16 protein-coding genes, 1 tRNA gene and 3 rRNA genes are annotated in these 24113 nt (G+C 71.1%); 13 read left to right on the plus strand and 7 right to left on the minus strand.

The annotated features are described in order from the left end of the window. From GF068_RS39495 to GF068_RS39510, 4 genes are all read left to right on the plus strand, one after another. Nucleotides 1-123, plus strand: a 23S ribosomal RNA gene (locus GF068_RS39495); the annotation flags it as partial. A 133-nt stretch (nucleotides 124-256) separates the two neighbouring features. Then, nucleotides 257-373, plus strand: a 5S ribosomal RNA gene (rrf, locus tag GF068_RS39500). A gap of 187 nt (nucleotides 374-560) precedes the next feature. Next, a 5S ribosomal RNA gene (rrf, locus tag GF068_RS39505) occupies nucleotides 561-677 on the plus strand. Nucleotides 678-908: 231 nt separating this feature from the next. After that, entirely contained in the window at nucleotides 909-3275 is a 2367-nt protein-coding gene (locus tag GF068_RS39510) for a transglycosylase domain-containing protein (RefSeq protein ID WP_338046758.1), read from the plus strand. Here the strand turns inward: GF068_RS39510 and tadA are convergent. The 3 genes from tadA to GF068_RS39525 form a co-directional block, all read right to left on the minus strand. After that, entirely contained in the window at nucleotides 3272-3805 is a 534-nt protein-coding gene (tadA, locus tag GF068_RS39515; protein ID WP_275939341.1) for a tRNA adenosine(34) deaminase TadA, read from the minus strand. The genes GF068_RS39510 and tadA overlap by 4 nt on opposite strands. 63 nt (nucleotides 3806-3868) lie before the next feature. Beyond that, nucleotides 3869-3945 (minus strand) — tRNA-Arg (locus GF068_RS39520). Between the two features lie 627 nt (nucleotides 3946-4572). Beyond that, the gene (locus GF068_RS39525; protein WP_153824724.1) at nucleotides 4573-5106 is read right to left on the minus strand and encodes a hypothetical protein; all 534 of its coding nucleotides are present in this window, start codon (nucleotides 5104-5106) and stop codon (nucleotides 4573-4575) included. Between the two features lie 22 nt (nucleotides 5107-5128). On the opposite strand from GF068_RS39525, the gene GF068_RS39530 reads away from it, so the two are divergent. The 4 genes from GF068_RS39530 to GF068_RS39545 are packed head-to-tail and all read left to right on the plus strand — an operon-like array spanning nucleotide 5129 to nucleotide 11474. Continuing rightward, a complete protein-coding gene (locus GF068_RS39530) occupies nucleotides 5129-6016 on the plus strand; it encodes a TlpA disulfide reductase family protein (RefSeq protein ID WP_170319951.1) in 888 nt (295 codons plus the stop codon). A 10-nt stretch (nucleotides 6017-6026) separates the two neighbouring features. Continuing rightward, nucleotides 6027-7427 carry a VWA domain-containing protein gene (locus tag GF068_RS39535; RefSeq protein WP_338046759.1) on the plus strand — a complete coding sequence of 467 codons (1401 nt, stop codon included), beginning with the start codon at nucleotides 6027-6029 and terminating at the stop codon, nucleotides 7425-7427. A gap of 18 nt (nucleotides 7428-7445) precedes the next feature. Beyond that, entirely contained in the window at nucleotides 7446-8981 is a 1536-nt protein-coding gene (locus GF068_RS39540; RefSeq protein ID WP_153824726.1) for an acyl-CoA carboxylase subunit beta, read from the plus strand. Nucleotides 8982-9002: 21 nt separating this feature from the next. Then, a complete protein-coding gene (locus GF068_RS39545; RefSeq protein ID WP_338046760.1) occupies nucleotides 9003-11474 on the plus strand; it encodes a S8 family serine peptidase in 2472 nt (823 codons plus the stop codon). Here GF068_RS39545 and GF068_RS39550 read toward each other — a convergent pair whose 3' ends face one another. Beyond that, on the minus strand, nucleotides 11475-12476 hold the full coding sequence (locus tag GF068_RS39550) for a CAP domain-containing protein (protein ID WP_153824727.1): 1002 nt from the start codon (nucleotides 12474-12476) through the stop codon (nucleotides 11475-11477). A gap of 76 nt (nucleotides 12477-12552) precedes the next feature. Between GF068_RS39550 and nagZ the strand changes: the two genes are divergently transcribed. Beyond that, complete coding sequence (nagZ, locus tag GF068_RS39555) at nucleotides 12553-13662, plus strand: beta-N-acetylhexosaminidase (RefSeq protein WP_153824728.1); 1110 nt, start codon at nucleotides 12553-12555, stop codon at nucleotides 13660-13662. Between the two features lie 2 nt (nucleotides 13663-13664). Next, entirely contained in the window at nucleotides 13665-14906 is a 1242-nt protein-coding gene (gene hutI / locus GF068_RS39560) for an imidazolonepropionase (protein ID WP_153824729.1), read from the plus strand. Here the strand turns inward: hutI and GF068_RS39565 are convergent. The 3 genes from GF068_RS39565 to GF068_RS39575 all read right to left on the minus strand — a co-directional run bounded on the left by GF068_RS39565 (nucleotide 14903) and on the right by GF068_RS39575 (nucleotide 20051). After that, nucleotides 14903-16219: a sigma 54-interacting transcriptional regulator gene (locus GF068_RS39565; RefSeq protein ID WP_153824730.1), complete on the minus strand. Its 1317-nt coding sequence runs from the start codon at nucleotides 16217-16219 to the stop codon at nucleotides 14903-14905. The two genes, hutI and GF068_RS39565, sit on opposite strands and share 4 nt — an antisense overlap. A 159-nt stretch (nucleotides 16220-16378) precedes the next feature. After that, nucleotides 16379-18187 carry an acyl-CoA dehydrogenase family protein gene (locus tag GF068_RS39570; protein WP_153824806.1) on the minus strand — a complete coding sequence of 603 codons (1809 nt, stop codon included), beginning with the start codon at nucleotides 18185-18187 and terminating at the stop codon, nucleotides 16379-16381. Nucleotides 18188-18440: 253 nt separating this feature from the next. After that, nucleotides 18441-20051, minus strand: a complete 1611-nt coding sequence (locus tag GF068_RS39575) for a RecQ family ATP-dependent DNA helicase (RefSeq protein ID WP_338046762.1) — start codon at nucleotides 20049-20051, stop codon at nucleotides 18441-18443. 143 nt (nucleotides 20052-20194) lie between these two features. On the opposite strand from GF068_RS39575, the gene GF068_RS39580 reads away from it, so the two are divergent. From GF068_RS39580 to GF068_RS39590, 3 genes are all read left to right on the plus strand, one after another. Continuing rightward, nucleotides 20195-21661, plus strand: a complete 1467-nt coding sequence (locus GF068_RS39580) for an amidase (RefSeq protein ID WP_153824731.1) — start codon at nucleotides 20195-20197, stop codon at nucleotides 21659-21661. Continuing rightward, nucleotides 21658-22365: a YqiA/YcfP family alpha/beta fold hydrolase gene (locus GF068_RS39585; protein WP_338046763.1), complete on the plus strand. Its 708-nt coding sequence runs from the start codon at nucleotides 21658-21660 to the stop codon at nucleotides 22363-22365. Before GF068_RS39580 ends, GF068_RS39585 begins: the two co-directional genes overlap by 4 nt. Before the next feature lie 138 nt (nucleotides 22366-22503). Next, on the plus strand, nucleotides 22504-24102 hold the full coding sequence (locus GF068_RS39590; RefSeq protein ID WP_153824733.1) for a PAS domain-containing protein: 1599 nt from the start codon (nucleotides 22504-22506) through the stop codon (nucleotides 24100-24102). Nucleotides 24103-24113: the final 11 nt, after the last annotated feature.

Here is a 24113-nt window from a genome sequence, read left to right on the forward strand (position 1 = left end):
TAGGTGTCCCGAGCCGCAAGGCTCCTAAAGACCCCTCGTAGACTACGAGGTTGATAGGCCGGGTGTGGAAGCGGAGTAATTCGCGGAGCTAACCGGTACTAATCGGTCGTGCGGCTTGACCATACCTCTAAGGCAACATTGAAGCTCGCGCGCGGAGTTCGGGTGACGAATCCGCGCAGCTCGAAGCTGTGTTTAGGACGCGACCATGAAGACCACCCCACCGCCACGGGGACCTTCGTGGGTGACACCCAAGTTTTCCGGTGGTGATATCGAGGAGGCCACACCCGATCCCTTCCCGAACTCGGAAGTTAAGCTCCTTGGAGCCGATGGTACTGCTGGGGCGACTCAGTGGGAGAGTAGGACGCCGCCGGGTCTTTTTCTAAAAGCCCGCAAGTGAAAGCTTGCGGGCTTTTTCTTTTCCATCCCCTCACATTCGCGCCCTGCGCCGACCCCATAGGGTGAGGGTTAACGAATCCGCGCAGTTCTCGAAGCTGCGACGAAGATTCGACCACGAAGACAACTCCACCATCACGGGGTCCTTCGTGGCGTTACCCAAGTTTTCCGGTGGTGATATCGAGGAGGCCACACCCGATCCCTTCCCGAACTCGGAAGTTAAGCTCCTTGGAGCCGATGGTACTGCTGGGGCGACTCAGTGGGAGAGTAGGACGCCGCCGGGTCTTTTTTGAAGGCCTGCAAGCAATCGCTTGCAGGCCTTTTCTTTTTCCATCACCCCGCACCCACGCTTCGGCCGCGCTCGCGCCGTCGCCCGCCGCCGGATTCAGCGGCCTCGAGCCCGCCCGTCGGTCCTGTCCCTGGCGGATGTGTTTCAGATCGCTTCGTCGGGTTTCCGCTCGACGTGCTGATTTATTTTCCTGCGGACAGGCGTTGCTACCCTAGGCGAGGGTTTCGTGGCTTCACGGCGCGTCAAGCTGGCACTGGCAGGGGGCGCGGTCGCAACGCTGGCGGCCGCCGTCTCCTTCGGCCCGATCGTGCGCCACGAGGCCACGCGCGCCGCCGAACGTTACGGCGCCGTCGTCGCCATCGACGAGGTGCGCCCCTCGTTCCACGGCGTGAAGCTCCACGGCGTGCAGGTCTCGCTGCCCGAGGTCCCCAGCGCACGGGTGCGCTTCGAGACCATCGACGTCGCGCTCGGCTGGAGCGGCAAGAAGATCGCCCTGCGAGGCGGCGACGTCTCCGCCGTGGGGCCGCGTGAAGCCGTGCTGCGCGAGGCCGAGCAGTGGCAGAAGCGATACCTCGCGAGGCCCTCCGCGGGCGGCGGGGAGAGCTCGAGCTCGGGCCGGACGGACGCCGAGCTCGAGGGCCTGCGCATCACCTGGCAGGACCGCAACGACGCGCCCACCGAGTCCGTCCGCGCCAGCGACGTGAACTTCGCCCGCCAGGAGGGCAAGGTCGGGCTCTCGGCGGCCGAGGCGACCATCACCGTGGGCCCCGTGTCCGTGGCCGTGCAGGGCGGGCACCTCACGCTCGTCAAGCAGCAGGAAGGTGGGTATCGCGTCGCCGCCCTCTCGGCGCGTTCGCTCGACGCGACCTTGACCCTGGCCGCTCCGCTCGAGGAAGCGAAGCCCGTCGAGGGCGCGCACGCGACGCCGACGAAGGAGCCCCAGGCGTCGCCCGCGCCTGCGTCCAGGCGCGGCAAGGCCTCGCAGCGAGGCGCCGCAATGCGGGCCCAGCTCATCCGAGGCGCGACCTTGCTCGACGCCGTCCTCGAGCAGGGAGCGAAGGTCGAGCTCGACAGCCTTCACGCGCAGGTTCGTCGCGGGCGCGACACGCTGAACCTCGGCCCGGGCTCGCTCGTGGTTCGCCGCGACGCCGGCCGCATGCTCGTCGAGCTCTCGCCGCGCGCGCGCGCCGAAAAGGAGGAGCAAGCGCTCACCTTCTCGCTGAGCGTGCCCTTCGGCGAGTCCGCCAGCGGCGAGATCGTCGCCGACGTGAAGGGCGGACCCCTGTACCTCTCCACGCTGGGCATCCGCGACGGGGATTTTGGCCTCTTCGACGTGGCCAAGACCTCCCTCACGACGCGCTCGCACCTCGTCCTCTCCGCGGACGGCAAGCAGCTCCGCGTGGATGGCGACGGCCGCGTGCAGAACCTCTCGCTCCGCAGCGACGCGCTCTCCGACGAGCCGATCGCGGGCCTCGAGCTCGCCTTCCGCCTTCGCGGCGAGACGGCGCTCGACGGTTCTTCGATCAAGGTGGACGAGGGCGAGGTCGATCTCGGCGCCGTCCGCCTGCTCGCGCACGGTCGTTACGATCGCGTGGGCGAGGGCCACCGCGTCCGGGCCGAGTTCGACGTGCCGCTCACGGCCTGTCAGTCGATCCTCGACGCCGCGCCGCGTGGGATCGTGCCGAAGCTCGCGGGCATGCGGATGGCCGGATCACTCGCGGTGAAAGGACACGCGCGTTTCGACACGGCCAAGCTCGACCGCGACTATGACGTCGCGTGGGATCTCGCGAACACGTGCCGCATCACCGAGGTGCCGCCCGAGATCGACGCGGCGCGGTGGCGCAAGCCGTTCCGCCGCACGGTGCTCGGTCCGGCGGGCGAGCGTGTCGAGATCGAGAGCGGACCCGGCACGGCCGGCTGGGTGCCGTACGGCGCGATCTCGCGCTTCATGGAGACGGCCGTGCTGACCACCGAGGACAGCGGCTTCCGTCGGCACGGGGGCTTCGACAAGGAGGCCATCAAGAACTCGATCCGCGACAACCTGCGCTCGGGCCGCTTCATGCGCGGGGCGAGCACGCTCAGCATGCAGCTCGCGAAGAACCTCTACCTCGACCGCGTGAAGAACATCTCGCGCAAGCTGCAGGAGGTCGTGCTCACGACCTACCTCGAGCAGGAGCTCACGAAGGAGCAGATCCTCGAGCTTTATCTCAACGTCGTCGAGTTCGGCCCGATGATCTACGGGATCGGCCCGGCCGCGCGGTACTACTTCAACACGTCCGCCTCCGAGCTCTCGCTCGGGCAAGCGCTCTACATCTCGTCGATCCTGCCGAAGCCGAAGCAGCAACACTTCGCGATCGGCGGCGCCGTGAGCCCGGGCTGGATGAACTACCTGCGCAAGCTCATGGACATCGCGCATCGCCGGAAGTGGATCAGCGACGAGGAGCTCGAAGAGGGGCTGCGTGAGACGGTCATCCGCGGCCAGCCTGCGCCGACGCGCGCCGCGCGGCCGCCCGAGGGCACGGGGAGCGAGGGAGAGCCGGGGGACGAAGGCAGCGGCGACGCGCCCGAGCCGCCGGCGCCGCCCGAGGACTAGGGCGCGGGGCTGGGCTTCGCGCGACGAGGGGCGAAGAAGGCGCGGAGGAGGCCGGCGCATTCGTCCGCGAGGACGCCGCCCTGGACCTCGTACCGATGGTTCAGGCGCCCGTCGCGGCCGATCGTGAAGAGCGTGTCGACGGCGCCGGCCTTCGGGTCGGCGCAGCCGTAGACGAGGCGGGAGACGCGCGCGTTGACGAGGGCGCCGGCGCACATGGGGCAGGGCTCGAGCGTCACGTAGACCGTGAGCCCGGCGAGCCGCCAGGCGCCGCGCTGCCGGGCCGCGTCGCGTAGCGCCTCGACCTCGGCGTGCGCCGTCGGGTCCTGGAGCAGCTCGCGCCGGTTGCGCCCGCGGCCCACGATCGTGCCCGTCGCGTCCACCAGAACGGCGCCCACGGGCACGTCGCCCGCTTCTGCGGCCGCGACGGCTTCCACGATCGCCGCGCGCATGAACGCCGCGTCCCGCGCGAGGGTCTGCTCGTCAGCGCTCGCGGCGGGCGCGAGCGTCGTGGGGTTCTCCGTGCTCGTCATTGAAACTCCCATCCGGCGCGCGAGCCTCGCGTAGGGCTCGAAAGGATGGGGCTTGTCGAGGTTTGGCGCGCCCAGGAAGATTCGAACTTCCGACCCCCGGCTTCGTAGGCCGATGCTCTATCCAGCTGAGCTATGGGCGCAATCGTCGAGTTGTGCCGCGGGATACACGAGTTCCCCCGCGGGTGCGTCGCGTATTGCTGCGCGACAGCGAGGTGGGGCGTTTAAAGGGCTCTCGCGGTTCTGTCAAGAAGAAATCGTCCGGCCCTTCGACGCGCCCCGTTTTTCAGGGCGTTTGTGAGGACGAATTTTTCGGCCCGGTCCGGACGAGGACCCACAAAAGCAACGCGCGGCGGTCCAGGGGAGCCGCCGCGCGCTTTGTACGCTCGTTCAAGCGATGTCGAGGGAGGCAAAGCCAAGAAGTCGGACGTTCAAGCCAAGCGTCAGGAAGCCAAGCGTCGTAAGCCAAGTGATCCGCCGGACGTAGCCCAACACCCGGGGGATAAGCGAAAGCAGCGGCCGAAGCCGGGGCTCTCGAAGCAGTCGTGCAGAAGAAGATAAGCGACCACCGCCGGAGCGATGGGCAGCGACCTCGGCTAGAGCAGCAGCCGTGCCACCCGGTCCAGGTTCCCCCGTCCCGCACGCGCTCTCCAAGGAATGAGGGCGATTCTCCGCGTGTTTCCCGCCGAGAGCGACGACGACGTTCCCGCGCGTCCGGGCATCCGTGTCGTGGTCCCTCGTCCGGGCCGCAAAGTTTGCAGACCTCCGGCTCAGCGCGCTCGACCGAAGACGTGGTCCTCGGGCGCCTCGGCGTGGCATCGCTCACACAAGGCGAGCCGCCCCCGCTGCTCGACCTGGCCGTCGGCACGTACGACGAGGTACTCCCACGCCGCACCCTGGCCCGAGGGCTGCTTGGTCATGGCGAAGTAGAGGGCGACGTCGGGGCTGCCCGGCGCGTACAGCGCCTCGACCAGGACGGCGCCGGCGGCGAGCGGGCGCTGCGGGCCGAGGGCCGGGTAAGCCGTGGCAACCTCGTTGGCGAGGACCTCGGCGTCGTGCTCGCCCGACAGGTGCTGCGAGCGCGCGCGCGGCGTGGCCTTGCGGAGCGAGCTCAGCCGATCGGCGAGCTCCCAGCGCTGCGGCGCCTGGGAGACGGCCCGCGGGGACGGGGTCGGGCGAGGCGGGGCGCCTTCGGTGGACCACGCCGACGGATCGGCGGCCGAAGTGCTGCTCGTATCGGCGGCGGGCGTGCAGGCAGCGGCGAGCAGGGCGAGCAGGGCGAGCGCTCGGCGAGAGCAGCGCATGGCCGCATGCTACACTCGAACGATGCAAAGCGCTGATTCCAGGGACAAATCCCGCGCTGGACGGTCGTCGTCTCGGGTGAGGGCCGCCGCGGTCCGCGGGATCCTCGGGATCGGGGTCGTCCTCGGGATGACGATGGCCCCCGCGCCGCAGGCTTCGGCGGAGCATCGACCCTCGCGGCGGGCGTGGATCGGCGTCGAGCTCGCGCCGGGTCCGGCGGGCGGCGGGGTGCTCGCGAAGCACGTGGTGACGAGCTCGCCCGCGCGCTCGGGCGGGCTCGTCGACGGGGACGTGATCCTCGCGGTCGACGGGGTCGCGCTCGTGAAGCCGGAGCAGCTCGTCGCGCGCGTGGCCATCGCGGGGCCCGGCGGGTCGATGAAGCTCACGATCCGGCGTGGAGCGGCCGAGCGTGAGCATGTGGTGGTCCCGGTCGCGTTTCCGGGGGCGGAGGAGGTCCTGCGCCTCGACAAGGTCGGGACGTTCGCGCCGACGTGGAAGGCGCTCGAGCGCGTCGCGGGGAGCGTGCCGGACAACATCGGCAAGCTGCGCGGGCGCGTGGTCGTCGTGGATTTCTGGGCCTCGTGGTGCGGGCCTTGTCGCGCGATCTCCAAGGATCTTTCGAAGCTCCACGCGGCGTACGGCGACAAGGGCCTCTCCATCGTGGGGCTCACGGGCGAGCCGAAGGCGGTCGCGGAGAAGGCGGCGACGGAGCTCGGGATGCGTTACCCCGTGGCCTCGGATCCCGACGACAGGACGGCCGCGCTGTACGGGATCCGCTCGCTGCCGACGATGTTCGTGGTCGACAAGAAGGGCGTCATCCGCGAAGTCTTCGTGGGATACGGGCCCGGCCGGGGCGCGACGCTCGAGAAGATCGTCGCGGATCTCATCGCCGAGCCCTCGCCGTCCGGCTGAGCAAACGAGCGTGTTACGCGTCCTCGACGAGCTTCTGTGGGTGCTGCGGCGGGAAGGCCTGCCCGTCTCGACGGCGCAGGCGATCGACGCGGCGCGCGTGGCGGCGCTCGTGGGGCTGTCGGATCGGCAGACGCTGCGCGACGGGCTCGCCGCGGTGCTGGCGACGAAGAAGGACGAGCTCGTGCTGTTTCGCGCTTGCTTCGACCGGTTCTTCGCCGCGGAGCACGCGCACCTCGGCGACCTCTGGAGCCGGCTGCGGGTGCGAGGGTTCTCCGAGGCCGAGCTCGGCGCGCTGCGGGAGCTGCTCTCGGCGGCGGCGCAGCGCTCGTCGGGCGACGCGGCGGGGATGCTGGCGTTCACCGGGGAGGCGCTCGAGCTCGATCAGCTCCTCGCTTCGGCCGGGATCGCGCGGGCGCTCGCGCCGATGACGAGCGCGCTGCAGACGGGCTTCTTCACGCAAGAGGTGAACAAGCGGCTCGGGATCCCGGCGCTCGGGAGCGCGCTCACGCGGATGCGGGACGCGTTACGCGAGGCGCTCGGCGAGGAGCGGGGCGCGCTGCTCGCGGCGGCGCTGCGCGAGGAGCTCGACGCGATGAAGCGGCGGGTGCGGGCGCACGTGGAGGCGTCGCTCGCGCGCAAGCTCGGCGACGTGGACGAAGAGGCCGCGCGGGCCGTCGATCGGCCGTTCTCGTCGCTCTCGCCGGAGGAGATGGCGGAGGTGCGGCGCGCGCTCCGGCGCCTCGCCGAGCGGCTGCGGGGCGCCGAGCGGGTGCGGCAGAAGCGCAGCAAGCGAGGTCGGATCGATCCCCATCGGACGCTGCGGCGGAGCCTGCGCACGGGCGGGATCCCGTTCCGGCCGGCGCGGCGCGTGCGCCGTCGGGACAAGCCGCGGCTCGTGCTCCTCTGCGACGTGTCGGACTCGGTGCGGATCGCGTCGCGGTTCATGCTGGAGCTCGTCTGCGCGTCGCAGGAGCTCTTCGCGGAGACGCGCTCGTTCGTGTTCGTGAGTGACCTCGGCGAGACGACCGAGCTCTTCCGGCGCAAGCGGGCCGAAGCGGCGCTCGCGGCGATCGAGAGCGGGCGCGTGGTCGACAGGACACGCAACTCGAACTACGGCCGGGCGCTCGTCGCGTTCGAGGAGCGGCTCGGGCGCTCGGTGGATCGGCGGACGACGATCGTGATCCTGGGGGACGGGCGTACGAATTTCCTGCCGGAGGAGGTCTCGGTCGTGGAGCGGCTCGCCCGGCAGGCTGGATCGGTGCTCTGGATCTGCCCCGAGCCGCCTGCGACCTGGGGCACCGGCGACAGCGCGATGCCACGTTACGCGGCCGCCGTGAGCCGCGTCCTCGTGGCCCGGACCGCGCGAGAGCTCGAAGGCGCGGCGAGGGAGCTTTTGGCGCGACGAAAGTAGCGCTATGCCGCGCGGGACATGTCCCTCGACGATCAAAAGCTCCGTGACCTCTCCGCGCGCGTCGAGCGCGGGGGGGCGCCCAAGTATCACGAGAAGAACCTCGAGCAGGGGAAGCTCTTCGCCCGCAAGCGGATCGAGCTCCTGTTCGACGAGAACAGCTTCGTGGAGGACGCCGCGCTGGCGAACGCCGTCGACCCCGAGCTGCCCGCCGACGGCGTGATCACGGGGACGGGGATGATCGGCGGCCGCATCGTGGCCGTGATGGCGAACGACTCGACGGTGAAGGCCGGGTCGTGGGGCCGTCGCACGGTGGAGAAGATCCTGCGGATCCAGGAGACGGCCGCGCGCCTGCGTTGCCCGCTGTTTTACCTCGTCGACTCGGCGGGCGCGCGCATCACCGACCAGATCGAGATGTTCCCCGGTCGCCGCGGCGCGGGGCGCATCTTCTACAACGAGGTGCAGATGAGCGGGCAGATCCCGCAGATCTGCTTGCTCTTCGGCCCCTCGGCGGCGGGCGGCGCGTACATCCCCGCGTTCTGCGACGTGGTGGTGATGGTCGACAAGAACGCGAGCATGTACCTCGGCTCGCCGCGTATGGCCGAGATGGTCATCGGCGAGAAGGTGACGCTCGAGGAGCTCGGCGGCGCGCGCATGCACTGCTCGGAGTCGGGCTGCGGCGACGTGCTCGTGAAGAGCGAGGAGGAGGCGATCGCCTGGGCGAAGCGTTACCTCGCGATGATGCCGCAGCACTGCGAGGAGGCGCCGGCGCGGATCGAAGCGAGGCCGCCGAAGCCGGGGCAGAAGCCGCTCGAGGAGGTGATCCCCGTCGACGAGAACAAGCCGTTCGACATGATGACGGTCATCGACGCCGTCATCGACGAGGGCAGCTTCGTCGAGATCAAGAGGCTCTGGGCGAAGGAGCTCGTCACGGGCTTCGCGCGCATCGACGGGCGCGTCGTGGGTATCGTCGCGAACCAGCCGAAGCACAAGGGCGGCGTGCTCTTCGTCGACTCGGCCGACAAGGCGGCGCGGTTCATCTGGCTCTGCGACGCGTTCAACGTGCCGCTGCTCTACCTCGCCGACGTGCCGGGCTTCATGATCGGCACGGTCGTCGAGAAGCAGGGCATCATCCGCGCCGGCGCGAAGATGATCGCCGCCGTGAGCGAAGCGACGGTGCCGAAGCTCTCGGTCATCGTGCGCAAGGCCTACGGCGCGGGCCTCTACGCGATGTGCGGGCCCGCGTTCGAGCCCGACGCGTGTATCGCGCTGCCGCGCGCCTCCATCGCCGTCATGGGCCCGAGCGCCGCGGTGAACGCGGTCTACTACAACAAGATCCAGGCCGTCCCCGAGGGGCCCGAGCGCGACGCGATGGTGAAGCGGCTGCGCGACGAGTACCGTGAGGACGTCGACCTCGTGAAGCTCGCGAGCGAGATGGTGATCGACGGGATCGTGCCGACGGTCGCGCTGCGCGACGAGATCTCGCGCCGATTCTCCCGATACGCCGGGAAAGTCGCGGAGCGGCCGCGCAAGAAGCACATCGTGCCGCCCGTCTGAGCCATGCGGTAGGATGGGCACGTGCGTGCCCGATCGCTCCTCGCCTTCGCCGCGGCCCTGCCGCTGCTCCTCTCCGCCACGTCCGCCCACGCCGAGGGCGCGCCCGCGCGATCCCTCGTGCGGCTCCTGCGCAAGCCGACGAAGGTGCATCCGCTCGCGGACGACTCCGGCCGCATCGCCGTGAGCGTGGCGCTGCCACAGGGCGTGGACGCGCGTTCGCTCGGGCTCCTCCCGGTCGCAGAGGGCGTGGGCGCGATCCGGCTCGCGCCCGACGAGGTCGACACGTTCGCGGCGGCGCACCCGGATCTCGCGCTCAGCGTCTCGCCGCCGCTCCAGCCGCTGCTCGACGTGTCCGGGAGCTGGACGCGGATCGGGGCGTTCCGTCAGGCGACGGGCCTCGGGACGGGCAAGGGCGTGGTGGTCGGGATCATCGACACCGGGCTCGACGTCGCGCACCCGGACTTCCGCACGGCGGACGGGAAGAGCCGCGTCGCGTGGATGCTGCAAGCGGGGAGGAAGCCCGCGGGGCTGCACCCGGAGGTCGAGGAGAAGTTCGGCTGCACCGAGTCGAAGCAATGGACATGCGCCATCTTCTCGAACGCGGATCTCGACGCGATGATGAGCGGGCAGTCCGAGCTCGCGCTGCCGCGGGACGCCGGGGGCCACGGGACCCACGTGGCGAGCATCGCGGCGGGCAACGGCGGGCTGATGAGCGGCAAACCTCCGGTGTACGTGGGGGTCGCGCCCGAGGCGACGCTCGTCATCGCGAGCCCTCCGGCGACCGAAGGATTTCGGGACACGGATCTGCTCAACGCCGCGCGCTTCATCTTCGCGGTCGGGGAGTCGCTCGGCCTGCCGACGGTCGTGAACCTCAGCGTCGGCGGGGATTTCGGGCCTCACGACGGCACGAGCGTGATCGAGAAGGGCCTCGCCGAGCTCGTGGGCGACGACAAACCCGGCCGCGCGATCGTGGCCGCCGCAGGCAACAGCGGGACGCTGTACGGGAGCGGCGAGCGCGGTCCGTTCGGCATCCACACGGAAGTGCGCGTGACGGAGGGCGCCGAGGTGCGCGTGCCCATCGCGACGCCGAAGTCGAAGGACGGAAATGGCTACGTGTGGATCACGTTCCGGCCCGGCGACGAGGTGAGCGTGGGCCTCGAAGCTCCGGGCGGCGAGAGCTGGATCGGCCTCGTCGATCCGGGCGACGAGCGCGGTTACACGGGGGAGAACGACACGACGGCCGCCGTGGTCAACCGCCTCGTGAATGGCAAGACGCCGCTGACGGCGGAGACGAACAGCGCGGTCGTGGCGTTCTCCGGCGCGTGGGACGAGGGCACGTTCACGATCCGGCTCTCGGGCCACGGCGACGCGCACCTCTGGGTGACGGGGCAGGGAGACGTGTCGTCGTCGAAGTCGTCGGGGCTGTTCTTCGAGAAGGCCGTCCGGCAGGGGACGATCTCGATCCCCGCGAGCCACCCGAACCTGCTCGCGGTGGGCTGCACGTTGAACCGGGTCGTCTGGGATCCGCTGACCACGGAGCCGATCGAGCTCGCGAAGGTGGGCGGCGAGATCAACCCGCTGCCCGACGGCCAGTGTTACTTCAGCGCGGCCGGGCCCACGCCGTTCGGCGTCGCCAAGCCCGAGATCAGCGCGCCGGGCGGGTTCGTCGCGGCGGCGATGAGCCGCGACGCCGACCCTCGAACGTCGCCCGGGGGCCTCTTCGACGGGTCGGAGTGTCCCAAGGGGGAGCCTTGTTACGTCGTCGACGAGACCCACGCGATCACCGCGGGCACGTCGATGTCCGCGCCGCACGTGGCCGGCGCGATCGCGCTCCTGTTCGAGCTCGATCAGCAGAAGAACGGGAAGGTCACGCTCACGCAGGCGCGCGTGACGGAGCTTCTCCAGGCCGGCGCGCGGTGGCCGACGGGGACCGTGCGGCACGAGACGCAGCTCGGCGTCGGCGCGCTCGACCTCGAAGGGGCGCGGCGCGCGTTCGAGGAAGAGGGGGCCTCCTCGGGGCCGCCGAGCGTCGAGAAGAGCTGGTGGGTGCTGTCGAGCGCGTACGCGCGGCCCGACGAGACGTGGCCGGTGTGGGGGACGGTGGAGCTCCGGCGCGAGGACGGAGAGATCGCGAGCGGGATCGCGGGGACAGAGCTCGAGCTCTCCGTGACGGGCGGGGTCGTCGTGCAGCCGATCACGAAGGTGCGGCACGGGCTCTTTCGGTTCGCCGTGGCGGGCGAGCGCGGGCGGCAGGGCTCGAAGATGATCGTCGACGTGCGTTACGCGGGCCGCTCGATCGAGTCGCCGCGGGAGCTCGCGATCGGCGAGGATCTTTGGAGGTCAAACGGTCTCCTCGACGCGACCTCGGGCGGCTGCGCGTGGTCGGAGGCGGAGAAGACGTCGAGCCGCGGCGGGCCGCTCGGGCCTGCGATCGGCGTGGCGCTGGCGGGCGTCGGCCTCTGGCGCAGGCGCTCGCGGCGGCCCGAGGCGTGATCAGCGAGTGACTGCGATCGTGCGTAACGAGACGAGCCGCTCCTCGTCCGTGCCCGGGAACCTCGCCCAGATGCCGATCTCGTAGAGCCCGGGTTTGTCCTCGTCGCCGAGGTAGGTCCCGAGCGAGAACGTGCTGCCGAGCAGCGAGAGCACGCCGCGAGGACGGGGGAACGGCGTCTTCAGGCGTCGCGGCAGGTAGGCCTCGTAGGGCTCGGGGACGAGGTAGTCGCCCGTCTTGTTGAGGTCCTTCGCGGATCGCGGCGCGGGGCGATCGATCCGCGCGATGCCCACGATCGCGAGCTCGGCGGGCGCGCGGAGCTCGCCGGCGATGTCGACGAAATCGCCCACCGCGACCTCGCGGGGGAGTTTTTCGTAGGTGCCCCAATCATCGACGAACTCCTGCGCGACGCAGGGGATGCGGCTGCCTTCGACCTGGGCCACGCCCACGCCGACCGCGGTGTGGAAGCGCGACAGGATGTTGCGGCGGTGGCCGTCGTGCGGGGGCAGCTCGTCCATGAACGCGCGCTGGAACCGATCGAGCCCCTCCGCCATGTACGGCGCGTCGAGCGCGAGCGGCGAGGCGCTCGCGTCGACGAAGCAGCCGACGTTCTCGAACGCGACGTCCTCGCCGCCCGCCTCGGTGTAGCGTTGCTCCGGCACCGATCCGTCCGAGCCCCAGTGCGCGGTGAACCCACGCGCGGCCATGTCCTCGGCCTGACGCCGCGCCGCGCGCGCCGCGGCCTCGTCCCACGGCAGCGCCGGCAGGCCGTGCGCTTCGCGGTCCTGGTTGATGAGCTCGAGCATGTAACGCTCGGCGTCCACGCGGCGCAGGGGCCGGCCGGCGAGCGCGCTGCGGATCCCGATCGAGCGCTCGGCGTCCGCGCCGCTCACGTCGGGCGCGGGCGCGCTCCCGCAGCCCGGGAGAAGGGCCACGACGAAGAGCGCCGCAAGGCCTGCTCGCGCTCCTCCGCCCGTCCGTTCGTCGACGTCCGCCACGCGCATCCTGCTTCAGCATAAGCAATCACGCGCCGCGTGGTAGCGGCGGGCGCCTCGCTCGGCTAACTCTCGCCCTCGCCCGATGCGACCCTCCGATCTCCCCCTCCCGAAGCTTTGTGGTCAGCTCATCGTCGGCGGCTTCGACGGCCCGAGCTTGCCCGCGTCGTACGCCGAGGCCCTCCGCGCAGGCTCGCGCGGCGGCGCGATCCTGTTTCGGCGCAACGTCCCGGACCTCGCGACGACGCACGCGCTCTGCCGCGCGATCCGCGACGCCGCAGGGCCGGATCTCCCGCCGTTCATCGGCGTCGATCAGGAGGGCGGGCGCGTGGCGCGGCTGCCGAGCCCGTTCCCGAAGCTCCCGCCGATGCGCTTGCTCGGCGGCCTCGGCGATGCCTCGTTCCTGCGGCGTGCTGGGCAGCTCCTCGGTAACGGGCTCGCGGCGGTCGGGTTCAACCTGGACTTCGCGCCCGTGCTCGACGTCGATTCGAATCCGGACAATCCGATCATCGGCGATCGCTCGTTCGGGCGCGAGGCAAACCGGGTCGCGGAGCTCGCGGTGGCGTTTGGCCTCGGCCTGGAGGACGCGGGCGTGCTCTCGTGCGGCAAGCATTTCCCGGGGCATGGAGACACCTCGGTCGACAGCCACGTCGCGCTCCCCATCGTGCATCACGGGATGGACCGCCTCGACGCGATCGAGCTCGCGCCGTTCCGCGCCGCCGCGCGCGCGGGGCTCGGGACGATGATGACGGCGCATGTCGTGGTCACCTCGATCGACGCGAGCGTGCCGGCGACGCTCTCGCGCGCCGTGTGCACGGATCTGCTCAGGGGCGCAGTGGGTTTTCGTGGTGTGCTCTTCTCGGATGACCTCGAGATGGCCGCCGTCGCCGCGCAATACGCCGTGGAGCAATCGGCCATCGCGTCGATCCGCGCAGGCTGCGACGTCCTGCTCATCTGCTCGAACATGGAGTGGCAAGAGCGCGCGCATGCAGCCCTCGTCGCCGAGGCCGAGCGGGATTCCGTGTTCCGCGAGCGATGCGTGGAGGCCGCAGGGCGCGCGCTCGAAGCGCGCCGGAAGATGCCGCCGAGGCCCGTGGCCGACGCAGAGACGCTCCCTGCGCTGATGGAGCGCGCGGAGTGGGTCGCGCTGTACGACGAGATCAAGCGGCGCGCCGTGGACTCGGTCGAGGTGTGAACATGCGATCGTTCCTCCTGCTCGCTCGTCGAATCGTCACGTGTGATCCCGCGCGGGCCACGGAGGCCGATCCGCTCGGCGTGATCGAGGACGGCGCGATCGCCGTCGAGGGAGGCGCGATCGTCGACGTCGGCCCGCGCGAGGAGGTGCTCGCGCGTCGCGGCGGGCTCGCGCTCGTGTCCGGCGAGCCCGCGCCGCTCGTGACGCCGGGCCTCGTTGATGCGCACACCCACGCGCCGTGGGTCGGCTCGCGCGACGCGGAGTATGCCCTCCGGCTCGCGGGCGCCGGGTACGAGGCGATCGCCGCGGCGGGCGGAGGCATCGTGTCGAGCATGCGCGCCGTGCGGGAGGCGAGCCCGGACGAGATCGACGCCACGCTCTCGGCCAGGCTCCGTCGCATGGCCTCGCTCGGCGTCACGACCGTCGAGGCGAAGAGCGGCTACGGCCTCGACGAGGCCGGCGAGACGAAGCAACTCGAGGCCCTCGAACGCGCGTCCGCTCGCCGCGATCTCCCGCGCGTCGTGCCCACCTTCCTCGCGCTCCACGCGATCCCGCCCGAGGCGCGCGCCGATCGCGCGGCTTACATCGAGGCCGTCCGTGAGCGCACCTTGCCGGCGATCGCGGCGCGCAGGCTCGCGCGGTTCGTCGACGTGTACGTCGATCGCGCGGCGTTCTCCGTCGACGAGGCCCGCCCCGTCCTCGCGCGCGCCGCTTCCCTCGGGCTCGGCGTGCGTGTTCATGCGGGCCAGTTCGCCGACGTCGGGGGCGCGGAGCTCGCCGCCGAGCTCGGCGCGGCCTCGGCCGATCACCTCGAACAGGTGAGCCCCGAGGGCGCCCGTGCCCTCGCTCGTGCCGGCGTGCGCGCCGTGCTCCTGCCCGTCGCGTGTTTCACGTTGCGGCAGGACCCTCCGCCCGTCGCGGTTCTCCGCGCCGCGGGCGTCCGCCTCGTCGTGGCGAGCGACGCGAACCCCGGCACCGCGCCCACGGAGAGCCTGCCGCTCGCGCTCGCCCTCGCGGTCCGGATGTACGGCCTCACCGTGCCCGAGGTGATCCTCGGCGCGACCCGGGAAGCGGCGGCGTCGCTCGGGCTCGGCGACGAGGTGGGGGTGGTTCGTCCGGGCACGCGGGCCGATCTCGTGGCCTGGGATCTCCCGCACGAGAATGCGCTCGTTCAGCCCTGGGGCGTCTCGCGCGCCCGCGTCGTCCTCCGGGACGGCGCGCCCATCGCGGGCGACCTCGCCTAGGTCGAGTCGTCGAACGCGCCGCCGCGCCGCGCGATCCAGCGCCGTAGCTGCGTCCGGTGCATCCCGAGCGCCCGCGCCGCGGCCGAGACGTTCCCGCATTCGCGGCGCAGGGTCTCCATGATCTGCTCGTCGTTCGGCTTCGCCGCGTTCTGCGGACCGGCCTCGCTCTCGCCGCCGAGCGCGAGGCCGGCCGAGGGATCGAGGTCGGAGGCCTCGACGACGGTTCGGCCCGCGGCGAGCGTGTTCTCCGCGGCCTGCCGGAGCTCGTGCGACAGCTCGCGCACGTTGCCGGGCCAGACGCGGAGGGCGCAGGCCTCGACGAGCAGCGGGTGCGGCTCGAGCAGCGCGCTCGATCGCTGCAGCGCCTGGCGGATCAGCCAAGGTAGCTCTTCGAGCCGCTCGCGCAGCGGCGGCAAGCGCACCTCGGGGTTGCCGATGCGGTAGTAGAGATCCTCGCGGAAGCGGCCCTTCGCGGCCTCGGCGCGCAGGTTCTTCAGCGTCGCGCCCACCACGCGGATGTCGACCGTCACGGGCCGGTTCGCGCCGAGCGGGAGCAGCTCACCCACCTCGAGCAGGCGCAGGAGCTTCGGCTGTACGCCGCTCTCGAGCTCGGCGATCTCGTCGAGGAAGAGCGTGCCGCCGTGGGCTGCTTGCGCGTATCCCTCGGCGTCGGCCGTCGCGCCCGAGAACGCGCCTTTCCGTGCGCCGAAGAGCAGGCGCTCGGCGACGCCCGAGGGGATGGCCGCGCAGTTCACGGCGACGAACGGGCCATTCGTGCGGGCCGAGGCCGCGTGGAAATGACGCGCCGCGAGCTCCTTGCCGGAGCCGCTCTCGCCCGTGACGAGCAGCGTGCTTCCGAGCGAGGCCGAGCGGGCCACCCGCGCGAGCGCGTCCGCGAGCTTCGGCCCCACGATCATGTCGCCGCGCGTCGAGACCGTCCCTTGCTGGTACGGGCGGACGTCGGCGACGAACATCAAGAGCGTCCGGCCGATGCGGAGCAGGCGGGGCGCGTCGAAGGTCGCCGTGCCTTGTACGCGGGCGCCGTCGACGTAGGTGCCGTTGCGGCTGCCGAGGTCTGTCACGACGAACCCTCCGGCCGCGTGATCGACGTGCACGTGGCGGCGGGAGAGGCGGTCGTCGTCGAGCAGGGCGTCGTGTGTGGCGCGGCCGAGCTCGATAGGCCCGCGCGCGAGGCTGAGCGGCACGAACAGCGGCGACTTGCACGAGAAGAGCCCGACGAGGCCCGGGATGGGCTCGCCCGCGTGCGCGAGCGGCTCCCCCTGCTCCTCGATCGTCTCGTGCACCTGCGACATGACAGCCGGAAGCATACGGCTGCGAAGCGGGGTTTTATAGGGCGGATGAGGGATGGGGGTTCGGGGGCGCAGCTCGGCTCGTCCGAGCGTAGCCCCCGAGTGTCGATGGGGGTTCGGGGGCGCAGCTCGGCTCGTCCGAGCGTGGCCCCCGAGCGTCGACTACAGCGTGGCGAACGCGTCGGTGGGGATGTCGAGCGCGGAGCGATCTTCGCGGCCGAGGACCTCGGCGTGGAAGCGCACCTCGGGCAGGACGTGACGCGCGTAGTAGGCGGCCGCGTGGCGCTTGCCCTCGTAGAAGGCGCGGTCCTTCGCGGCCGACTCGTCGTTCGGCAGCGCGGCGGCCTTCTCTGCGGCGAGCACGGCGCCTTCGAGCAGGAGCCAGCCCACGGCGACGGCGCTCATCATCTCGAGGAAGCGGTTCGCCGCGAGCGGCACCATCGGCATGCGGCCCGTCTGGAACCACGTGAGCATCCGCATCGCCGTGCCCGCGAGCGCTTCCTGCGCGCCGCCGAGCTCGGCGAGATAGGGCCCGACCGTCGGGTGACCCTGGTGCTTCTGCACGAACGCGGCCACGTCGCCGAGGAACTCCTGCAGGTTCTGCCCGCCGCGCTGGGCGAGCTTGCGGCCCACGAGATCCATCGCCTGGATGTGGTTCGTCCCCTCGTAGATCGAGAAGATCTTCGCGTCGCGGCAGTACTGCTCGACCGGGTAATCCTTGATGTAGCCCGCGCCGCCGTAGGTCTGGATCGCCATCTCGCAGACGCGGAAGGCCTGATCCGAGCCGTACGCCTTCACGAGCGGCACCAGGAGGTCGACCTGGCCCTGGTGGTACTGCGCCTTCTGGTCGTCCGAGCCCTGGTGGACGTGCACCATGTCCTGGTGCAGCGCGAGCTTCACGATGAGCGCGCGGATGCCCTCCACCTTCGCCTTCATCTCGAGCAGCATCCGCCGCACGTCCGCGTGCTCGACGATCGGCACGCGCGGCGCCGTCGGATCCTTCCAGTGGTCGATCGACGGGCCTTGCTTGCGGTCGCGGGCGTAGTCGAGCGCGTTGAGGAAGGCGCTCGACGCGACGGCCACGCCCTGCACGCCCACGGCGATGCGGGCGCCGTTCATCATCTTGAACATCTGGGCCATGCCGACGTTCTCGACCTCGCCCAAGAGCTCGCCGATGCACCCGTCGTTCTCGCCGAAGTTGAGCACGCACGTCGCCGAGCCGTTGATGCCCATCTTGTGCTCGATGCTCCCGACTGCGACGTCGTTCGAGCCCTCGATCGTGCCGTCGTCCTTCACGCGCAGGCGCGGCACGACGAAGAGCGACAGGCCCTTCGTGCCGGGCGGGGCGCCCTCCACGCGCGCGAGCACGAGGTGCACGATGTTGTCGGCCATGTCGTGATCGCCGCCGGAGATGAAGATCTTCGTCCCGCGGATCAGGTACCGGCCGTCGTCGAGCTTCTTCGCGGTCGTGCGCGAAGAGCCCACGTCCGAGCCGGCGTGCGGCTCCGTGAGGCACATCGTCCCGCCCCACTGGCCGCCGTAGAGGGGCGGCAAGTAGAGCGACTTCTGTCGCTGCGACCCGAAGAGCTGGATCACCTCGGCCGCGCCGTGCGCGAGCCCGGGGTACATGTTGAACGCCGTGTTCGCGCCCGAGAGGAGCTCCTCGACGAGCGCATACAGCGCGTGAGGCGCGCCCTGGCCGCCCCACTCGGGGTTCACCGAGACGTTCCTCCAGCCCGCCTCGGCGAGCTTGTTCCACGCGTCCTTGAAGCCCTCCGGCGTGTAGACGCGCCCGCCTTCGAGGCGACAGCCGGACCGGTCACCCACCGTGTTCAGCGGCCCGAGGACCTCGCACGCGAACTTGTACGTCTCGTCGAGCACCATCGAGGCCTCGTCGACGCCCCACGCCTCGAAGGGCGCGTGTCCGAGGATCTCACCCAGACGGAATTGCTCGAAGAGCAAAAACTTCATCTCGCGGAGGTCGGCTCGATAGCGATTCTGGCTTGCTTGAGGGTTCGACACGGGGGCCTCCTCGGTAGCGTCGCCCTGCGGATGAGCCCGGCAGAAGCGCGCAGCGAACGGTCGATCGGCTCGTGTCCGGGTAGCATGTCGATGCGTTGCGTCAATCTCCTTCGTGCACGAAACATCTTGTTGCGAAAAGTTTTCCGGAATGGTCCGCGTTGCGATCGTCCCGACACACGGCGCGCGAGGGGGCTCGTCCCTGTCAATCGACGCCGCCCGGGGCCTCGCCGATCACCCGCAAAAAGCCGTGTCCGTGCGCGGTGACGCGGCCTCTCCCCATGCCGTGGATGCCGAGCAGCTCGTCCGTCGTGGCGGGCCGCAGCATCGCCATCTCCACGAGGGCGCGGTTCGGCGCGACCACGTACGCGGGGACGCCGAGCGCCTGCGCCCGCGCCCCCCGATACCGGCTGAGCGCCTCGTAAAGCGCCGTCGGCACCCCCGCGGGCGCGGCGTGGGCGGAGGCGCGCTTCGGGCGTTGTTTCTCGGGTTCTGGCGGCGCCGCGGCCATGTCCTCGAAGCGCGGCGGATCACGCACCGTGTCCGGCGGCTCGGCCTCCACGCACACATCGCAGCGCCCGCAACCACCGTCGATGACACGTGGATCGTCGCCGAAATGCCGGAGCAGGATCCGTTGCCTGCACGCCCGGTCGTTGATGTAACGGACAAGCGCCGCGAAGCGCCCGAGCGCGCGTGACGCCTCTTCGCGGCTCGCAGGCGCGCCGTCGGGGCCGAGGTGACAGAGCCTCCGCCGGAGCGCGAGATCCTTCGGCGTCGCGATCAAGACCCCACGCGCCGCGAGGCCGTCGCGGCCCGCGCGTCCGACCTCCTGGTAGTACGCCTCGAGCGAGCCGGGCGGCTCCGCGTGCACCACGATGCGGACGTCGGGACGATCGACGCCCATGCCGAACGCGTTCGTCGCGACGAGCACGCGGGTCCTTCGTGCCGCGAACTCCGCCGAGATCCGCGCCCGCTCCGCCGCGGCCGTCCCCCCATGGTAGACGGGCGCGTCCCAGCCGTCCGCGCGGAGCGCCGCCGCGAGCGCCTCGGCCGACTTGCGCGTCGCCGCGTACACGATGCCCGCGCCCGGTCCGGCGAGCGCCTCGGCGAGCGCGTGTCGTACCTCGGCGAGCGCATCACGCGTGGTCCTCGCGCGTACGACGCGGAGCGCGAGGTTCGGCCGGAAGAACCCACGCAGGACCGTGACGACCCGCCGCGCATCCCAGCCGAGCTGGCGCACGATCTCCCCTCGCGTGGCCCGCGTCGCCGTCGCGGTGCACGCGATCATGCGCGCAGGACCGGGGCTGGCGAGGAGCTCGCCGATGCGCAGGTAATCCGGCCGGAAATCGTGGCCCCACTGCACGATGCAGTGCGCCTCGTCGATCGCCACGAGCGACGTCCCCGCCGCCGCGAGCGCCGACGCGAGCGCGGTTTGTCCCAGCCGCTCGGGCGCCGCGTAGACCAGCTTGTAGGCGCCCCGGCGGAGCGCGGCGAGGCGGCGGCCGTTCTCCTCGGCCGGCAGGGTCGACGCGAAAAACGTCGCCGGGATCCCCCGCGCGGAGAGGCCGCGGACCTGATCCTCCATGAGCGCGACGAGCGGCGAGACCACGAGCGCCGTGCCCGGCAGCGCGAGCGCGGGGAGCTGATAACAGAGCGATTTGCCGCCGCCGGTCGGCGCGACGAGCAACACGCGGCCGCCCTCGCCCTCCGCGAGCAGCGCGTCGATCGCCTCGCGCTGGAAGGGCCGGAGCTCCACGAAGCCGAAGTGGTTCGCGAGCAGGGCGTCGAGATCGGGCAGGGGGGCTCGGGCGTTCACGGTCCGCGGCCCGAAGCGAGCCTCGTGCCGCGCAGGATCTCCCCCTGGATCATGCGGGGTTCGTCGGGAGAACCGCCCCCTCCCGGGGTGGCGGCGCCATGGTGGCCCCTGGCGGCCGCCTTCTGCTTTACACTCCGTCCTCCATGTCGTTCGCCGGCTCCGACGAACTCCTCGCCTCCTCCGCCCTCGCGCTCGCGTCCCTCGTGCGCGAACGGAAGCTCTCGCCGGTCGATCTCGTCGACCTCTACATCGAGCGCATCGAGGCGGAGAACCCCGCCCTCAACGCCGTCGTCGCCGATCGGTTCGAGCAGGCGCGGCGCGAGGCCAGGCACGCCGCGGACAAACTCGCCCGCGTGAGCGCGGCCGAGGCCCTGCCGCCGCTCTTCGGCGTCCCTTGCACCGTGAAGGAGGGCATCGCCGTCGTCGGCATGCCCCACACCGCGGGCGTCTTCGCTCGCAAGCACCTGCGCGCCGAAGAGGACGCCCGCGTCGTGCGCCGCGTCCGCGACGCAGGCGCCATCGTCCTCGGCGTGACGAACATGCCCGAGGGCGGCCTCTGGCTCGAGACCGACAACCGCATCTACGGCCGCACCAACAACCCCTGGGACCTCGCGCGTATCCCGGGCGGATCGAGCGGCGGCGAGGCCGCGATCCTCGCCGCGGGCGCCTCGCCGTTTGGCATCGGCTCCGACATCGCCGGCTCGATCCGCATCCCCGCCGCGATGTGCGGCGTGTTCGGCCACAAGCCCACGGGAGGCCTCGTCTCGAACCGGGGCTACTGGCCCGACGTGCCCGGCGCGCTCGACACCTTCCTCTGCACGGGCCCCATGACCCGCCGCGCCGAGGACCTCTGGCCGCTGCTCGGCCTCATGGCCGAGCGCACCGTCGAAGGGAGCCCGGACGCGATCGATCTGCGCGGCGTCACCGTCTACCCGCTCGAGACCACCGGCGCGGCGCGCGTCCGCCCTGCCAAACGACAGGCCGTTCGTCGCGCGGCGCAGGCGCTCGAGGCGCGCGGCGCGCGGATCGCCGAGCTTCGCACGAAGGGCCTCTCGAAGGCGCTCTTCATCTGGACCGCGATGATGGAGGAAGAGGCCGGCGCCCTCTCCTACGGCGAGGTGCTCGGCAACGGCCGCCCCATCCACATCACGCGTGAGCTCCTCCGCGCGCCATTCCCCGACGCGCCGCACACCGTCCAGGCGCTCATCGTCGCCGGCGTCGAGGCGATCTTGAAGAGCGTGCCCGCGCCGATCGCCACCTGGTCCTCCGCGGGCAAACGGCTACGCGAGGAGCTCGAGGCCGAGCTCGGCCCGCGTGGCGTGATCCTGCACCCGACGTACACGCGCTCGGCGCCGCGCCACTGGGAGCCCTTGCTCACGCCCCTCGACTTCGTCTGCACGGCCCTCTTCAACGTCCTCGCGTTCCCCGTCACGCAGGTGCCCGCGGGCTTCGACGATCTCGGCTTGCCCCTCGGCGTGCAGGTCGCGGGCAGGCGCGACGCCGACGCCTTGACCATCGCGGTCGCTCGCGCCCTCGAGGAGGACCTCGGCGGCTGGACGAGGGCGCGCCGAAAGACGGCGCCGCGCGGCCGCGCTACCCTCTCGCCGTGACGAGTCCGCGTTTCCTCTACCTCCACGGCTTCGCCTCCGGTCCCCGATCCAAGAAGGGCGTCGCCACCGCCGAACACTACGGCCGCCTCGGCGTCGACATCGACTGCCTCGACCTGCGTTTGCCCTCGTTCGAGCGCCTGCGTGTCTCCGCCATGATCGACGAGGTCCGTCGTCGTATCGGCGGCGATCGTGAGCGCGTGGTCCTCTTCGGCTCTAGCCTCGGCGGCCTCGTCGCGAGCCGCGTGGCCGAGATGGACGCGCGTGTCGCCTCCCTCGTCCTCCTCGCGCCCGCCTTCGATCTCTCGCGACGCTGGCGCGATCGCCTCGGCGCGGAGGGCATGGCGCGCTGGGCCGATACCGGCTTCCTCGAGGTCGACGATCTCACGACCGGCAGCAAGGCCCGCGTCGACCACGGGTTTTTCCTGGACGTCGAGGCCGTGGACGGCAGCTCGGGCGTGTTGCCCGACGTGCGTGTCCCGACGCTCGTCCTTCACGGCACGCGTGACGACGTCGTCACCATCGATCGCTCGCGCGACTTCGCGCGAGGCCGCCGCCACGTCACGTTGATCGAGCTCGACGACGGCCACGAGCTCATCGCCTCGTTGCCTCGTATCCTCTCCGCGTCGGAATCGTTCCTCGCGCCCTTCCTCGGCTCGCTCGCTTGCTCGCTCGTTGCTACACCTCCCAGTCTCCGTCATGCTTGACGTTCCTTGCCCGAGGGGGCGATCATCACCGCGCGCGGCGCACGCTGTGTCGCGGCCTTTTCATCCAACCATCGCGTGCGCCGAGCGGGGAGCACGCGGCGAGCTCGTCGACGTCATGTACGTTCGCGCCAGGGAGCCATGAACGACGGTCGCCTCTCCGACGCGGCGCTCGGCGTCTTCCCCGAGCCCATCGCCATCGTCGACGGTGCCCTCGTGGTCCAGAAGGCCAACGCGGCCTGGTCCACGACGTTCGCCGAGGCTCCCCTCGCCGAGCCCGCTGTCGCGGCCGCCCTCGCGAAGGTCCTCTCGGGTGAAACCACGCGCGCCGAGGTCACGCTGGAGATCCGCGCCGCGGCGTACGCCGTCACGATCGTGCCCGTGCCCGACGGCGATTCTCGCGCCGCGCTCGTGCACGCCCGCGCGTTGTCCGCGCCCGCCCGCGAGCCTCCGCCGCCGCCTCGTTCTCGGGACGAGCGGATCCCCGCGACGCTCCTGCGCCGCATCCTCGATCGCCTCCCCGTGACGGTCTCGCTCGTCGACGCCGAGGGCAAGAGCATCTTCTCCAACGAGACCCGCGCCCGCTTGCTCGGCGCCGCCGCGGAGCAGGAGCTCGAGAGCGGCACGCGCGCGCTCTTGATCGATCCGGCCGACGCCGAGTTCGCGCGTGAGGTCGAGGCGCGTGTCCTCGCCACCGGCACCGAGGAGATCATCACGAGCGACGTGCCCACCGCGCTCGGCATGCGCTCGATGTTCTTCCACCTCGTCCCCGTCGAGGGCGAAGGGCCCGAGGAGCGCCTCGTGCTCTGCGTGGGCCAGGACGTCACCGAGCAGCTCCGCGCCGAGCGGGATCTGCGCGAGGAGCGGGAGTTCATCCGTCAGGTCATCGACAGCGATCCGAACCTGATCTTCGTGAAGGACGACCACGGCACCTTCCTGCTCGCGAACAAGGCCTTCGCCGACATCCTGGGCAAGACGGTCGACGAGATCGTCGGCCAGCACGAGCGTGACCTGCACGATGACGTGAGTACCGGGGGCTTCCTCAGCGTCGATCGACATGTCCTCGCCACGCTCGAGGAGCACACGGTCGACGAGCTGGTCCATTGGCATACGGGGGAAGACCACTGGTACCAGACGACCAAGCGCCCCCTCGTCCGGCCAAACGGCGAGGTGCACGTGCTCGGCTGCAGCGTCGACATCACCACGCGCCTCGAGGTGCAACGCAAGCTCGAGGAGGCCGCGCACGAGGTCGAGCGTCGCGCCGTCGAGGCCTTCCGTCAGGCCGAGGCCAAGGCTGCCCTCGTCGACGAGCTCGACCAGAAGCTCGGCATCATCGAGGCCCAGCACCAGGAGATCCTCACCCTCTCCGCGCCGCTGCTCGAGGTCGCCGAGGGCGTGCTCGCCGTCCCCATCGTCGGCGCGATGACCCAGACCCGCGCCGAGGAGATCATGCACCGCCTGCTCGGCACCATCGTCGAGCGCCAGGTCGCGAGCGTGGTCCTCGACCTCACGGGCCTCGAGACGATCGAGACCCACACCGCCGATCACCTGATGAGCATCGTGCGCGCCATCCGCCTGCTCGGCGCCGACGCCATCATCAGCGGCATCCGCCCCGCGGTCGCCCAGACCATCGTCGAGCTTGGCATCGACCTCTCCGGCTTCGTCACGAAGCGCACCCTGCGCGCGGCGATCTTCTCGCGCGAGGCCGCCCGGAGCGCGGCGTCTCCTCGACGACGCTGAAGGCATTCTCT

Source organism: Polyangium spumosum, assembly GCF_009649845.1.
Taxonomy (GTDB): Bacteria; Myxococcota_A; Polyangia; order Polyangiales; family Polyangiaceae; genus Polyangium; species Polyangium spumosum.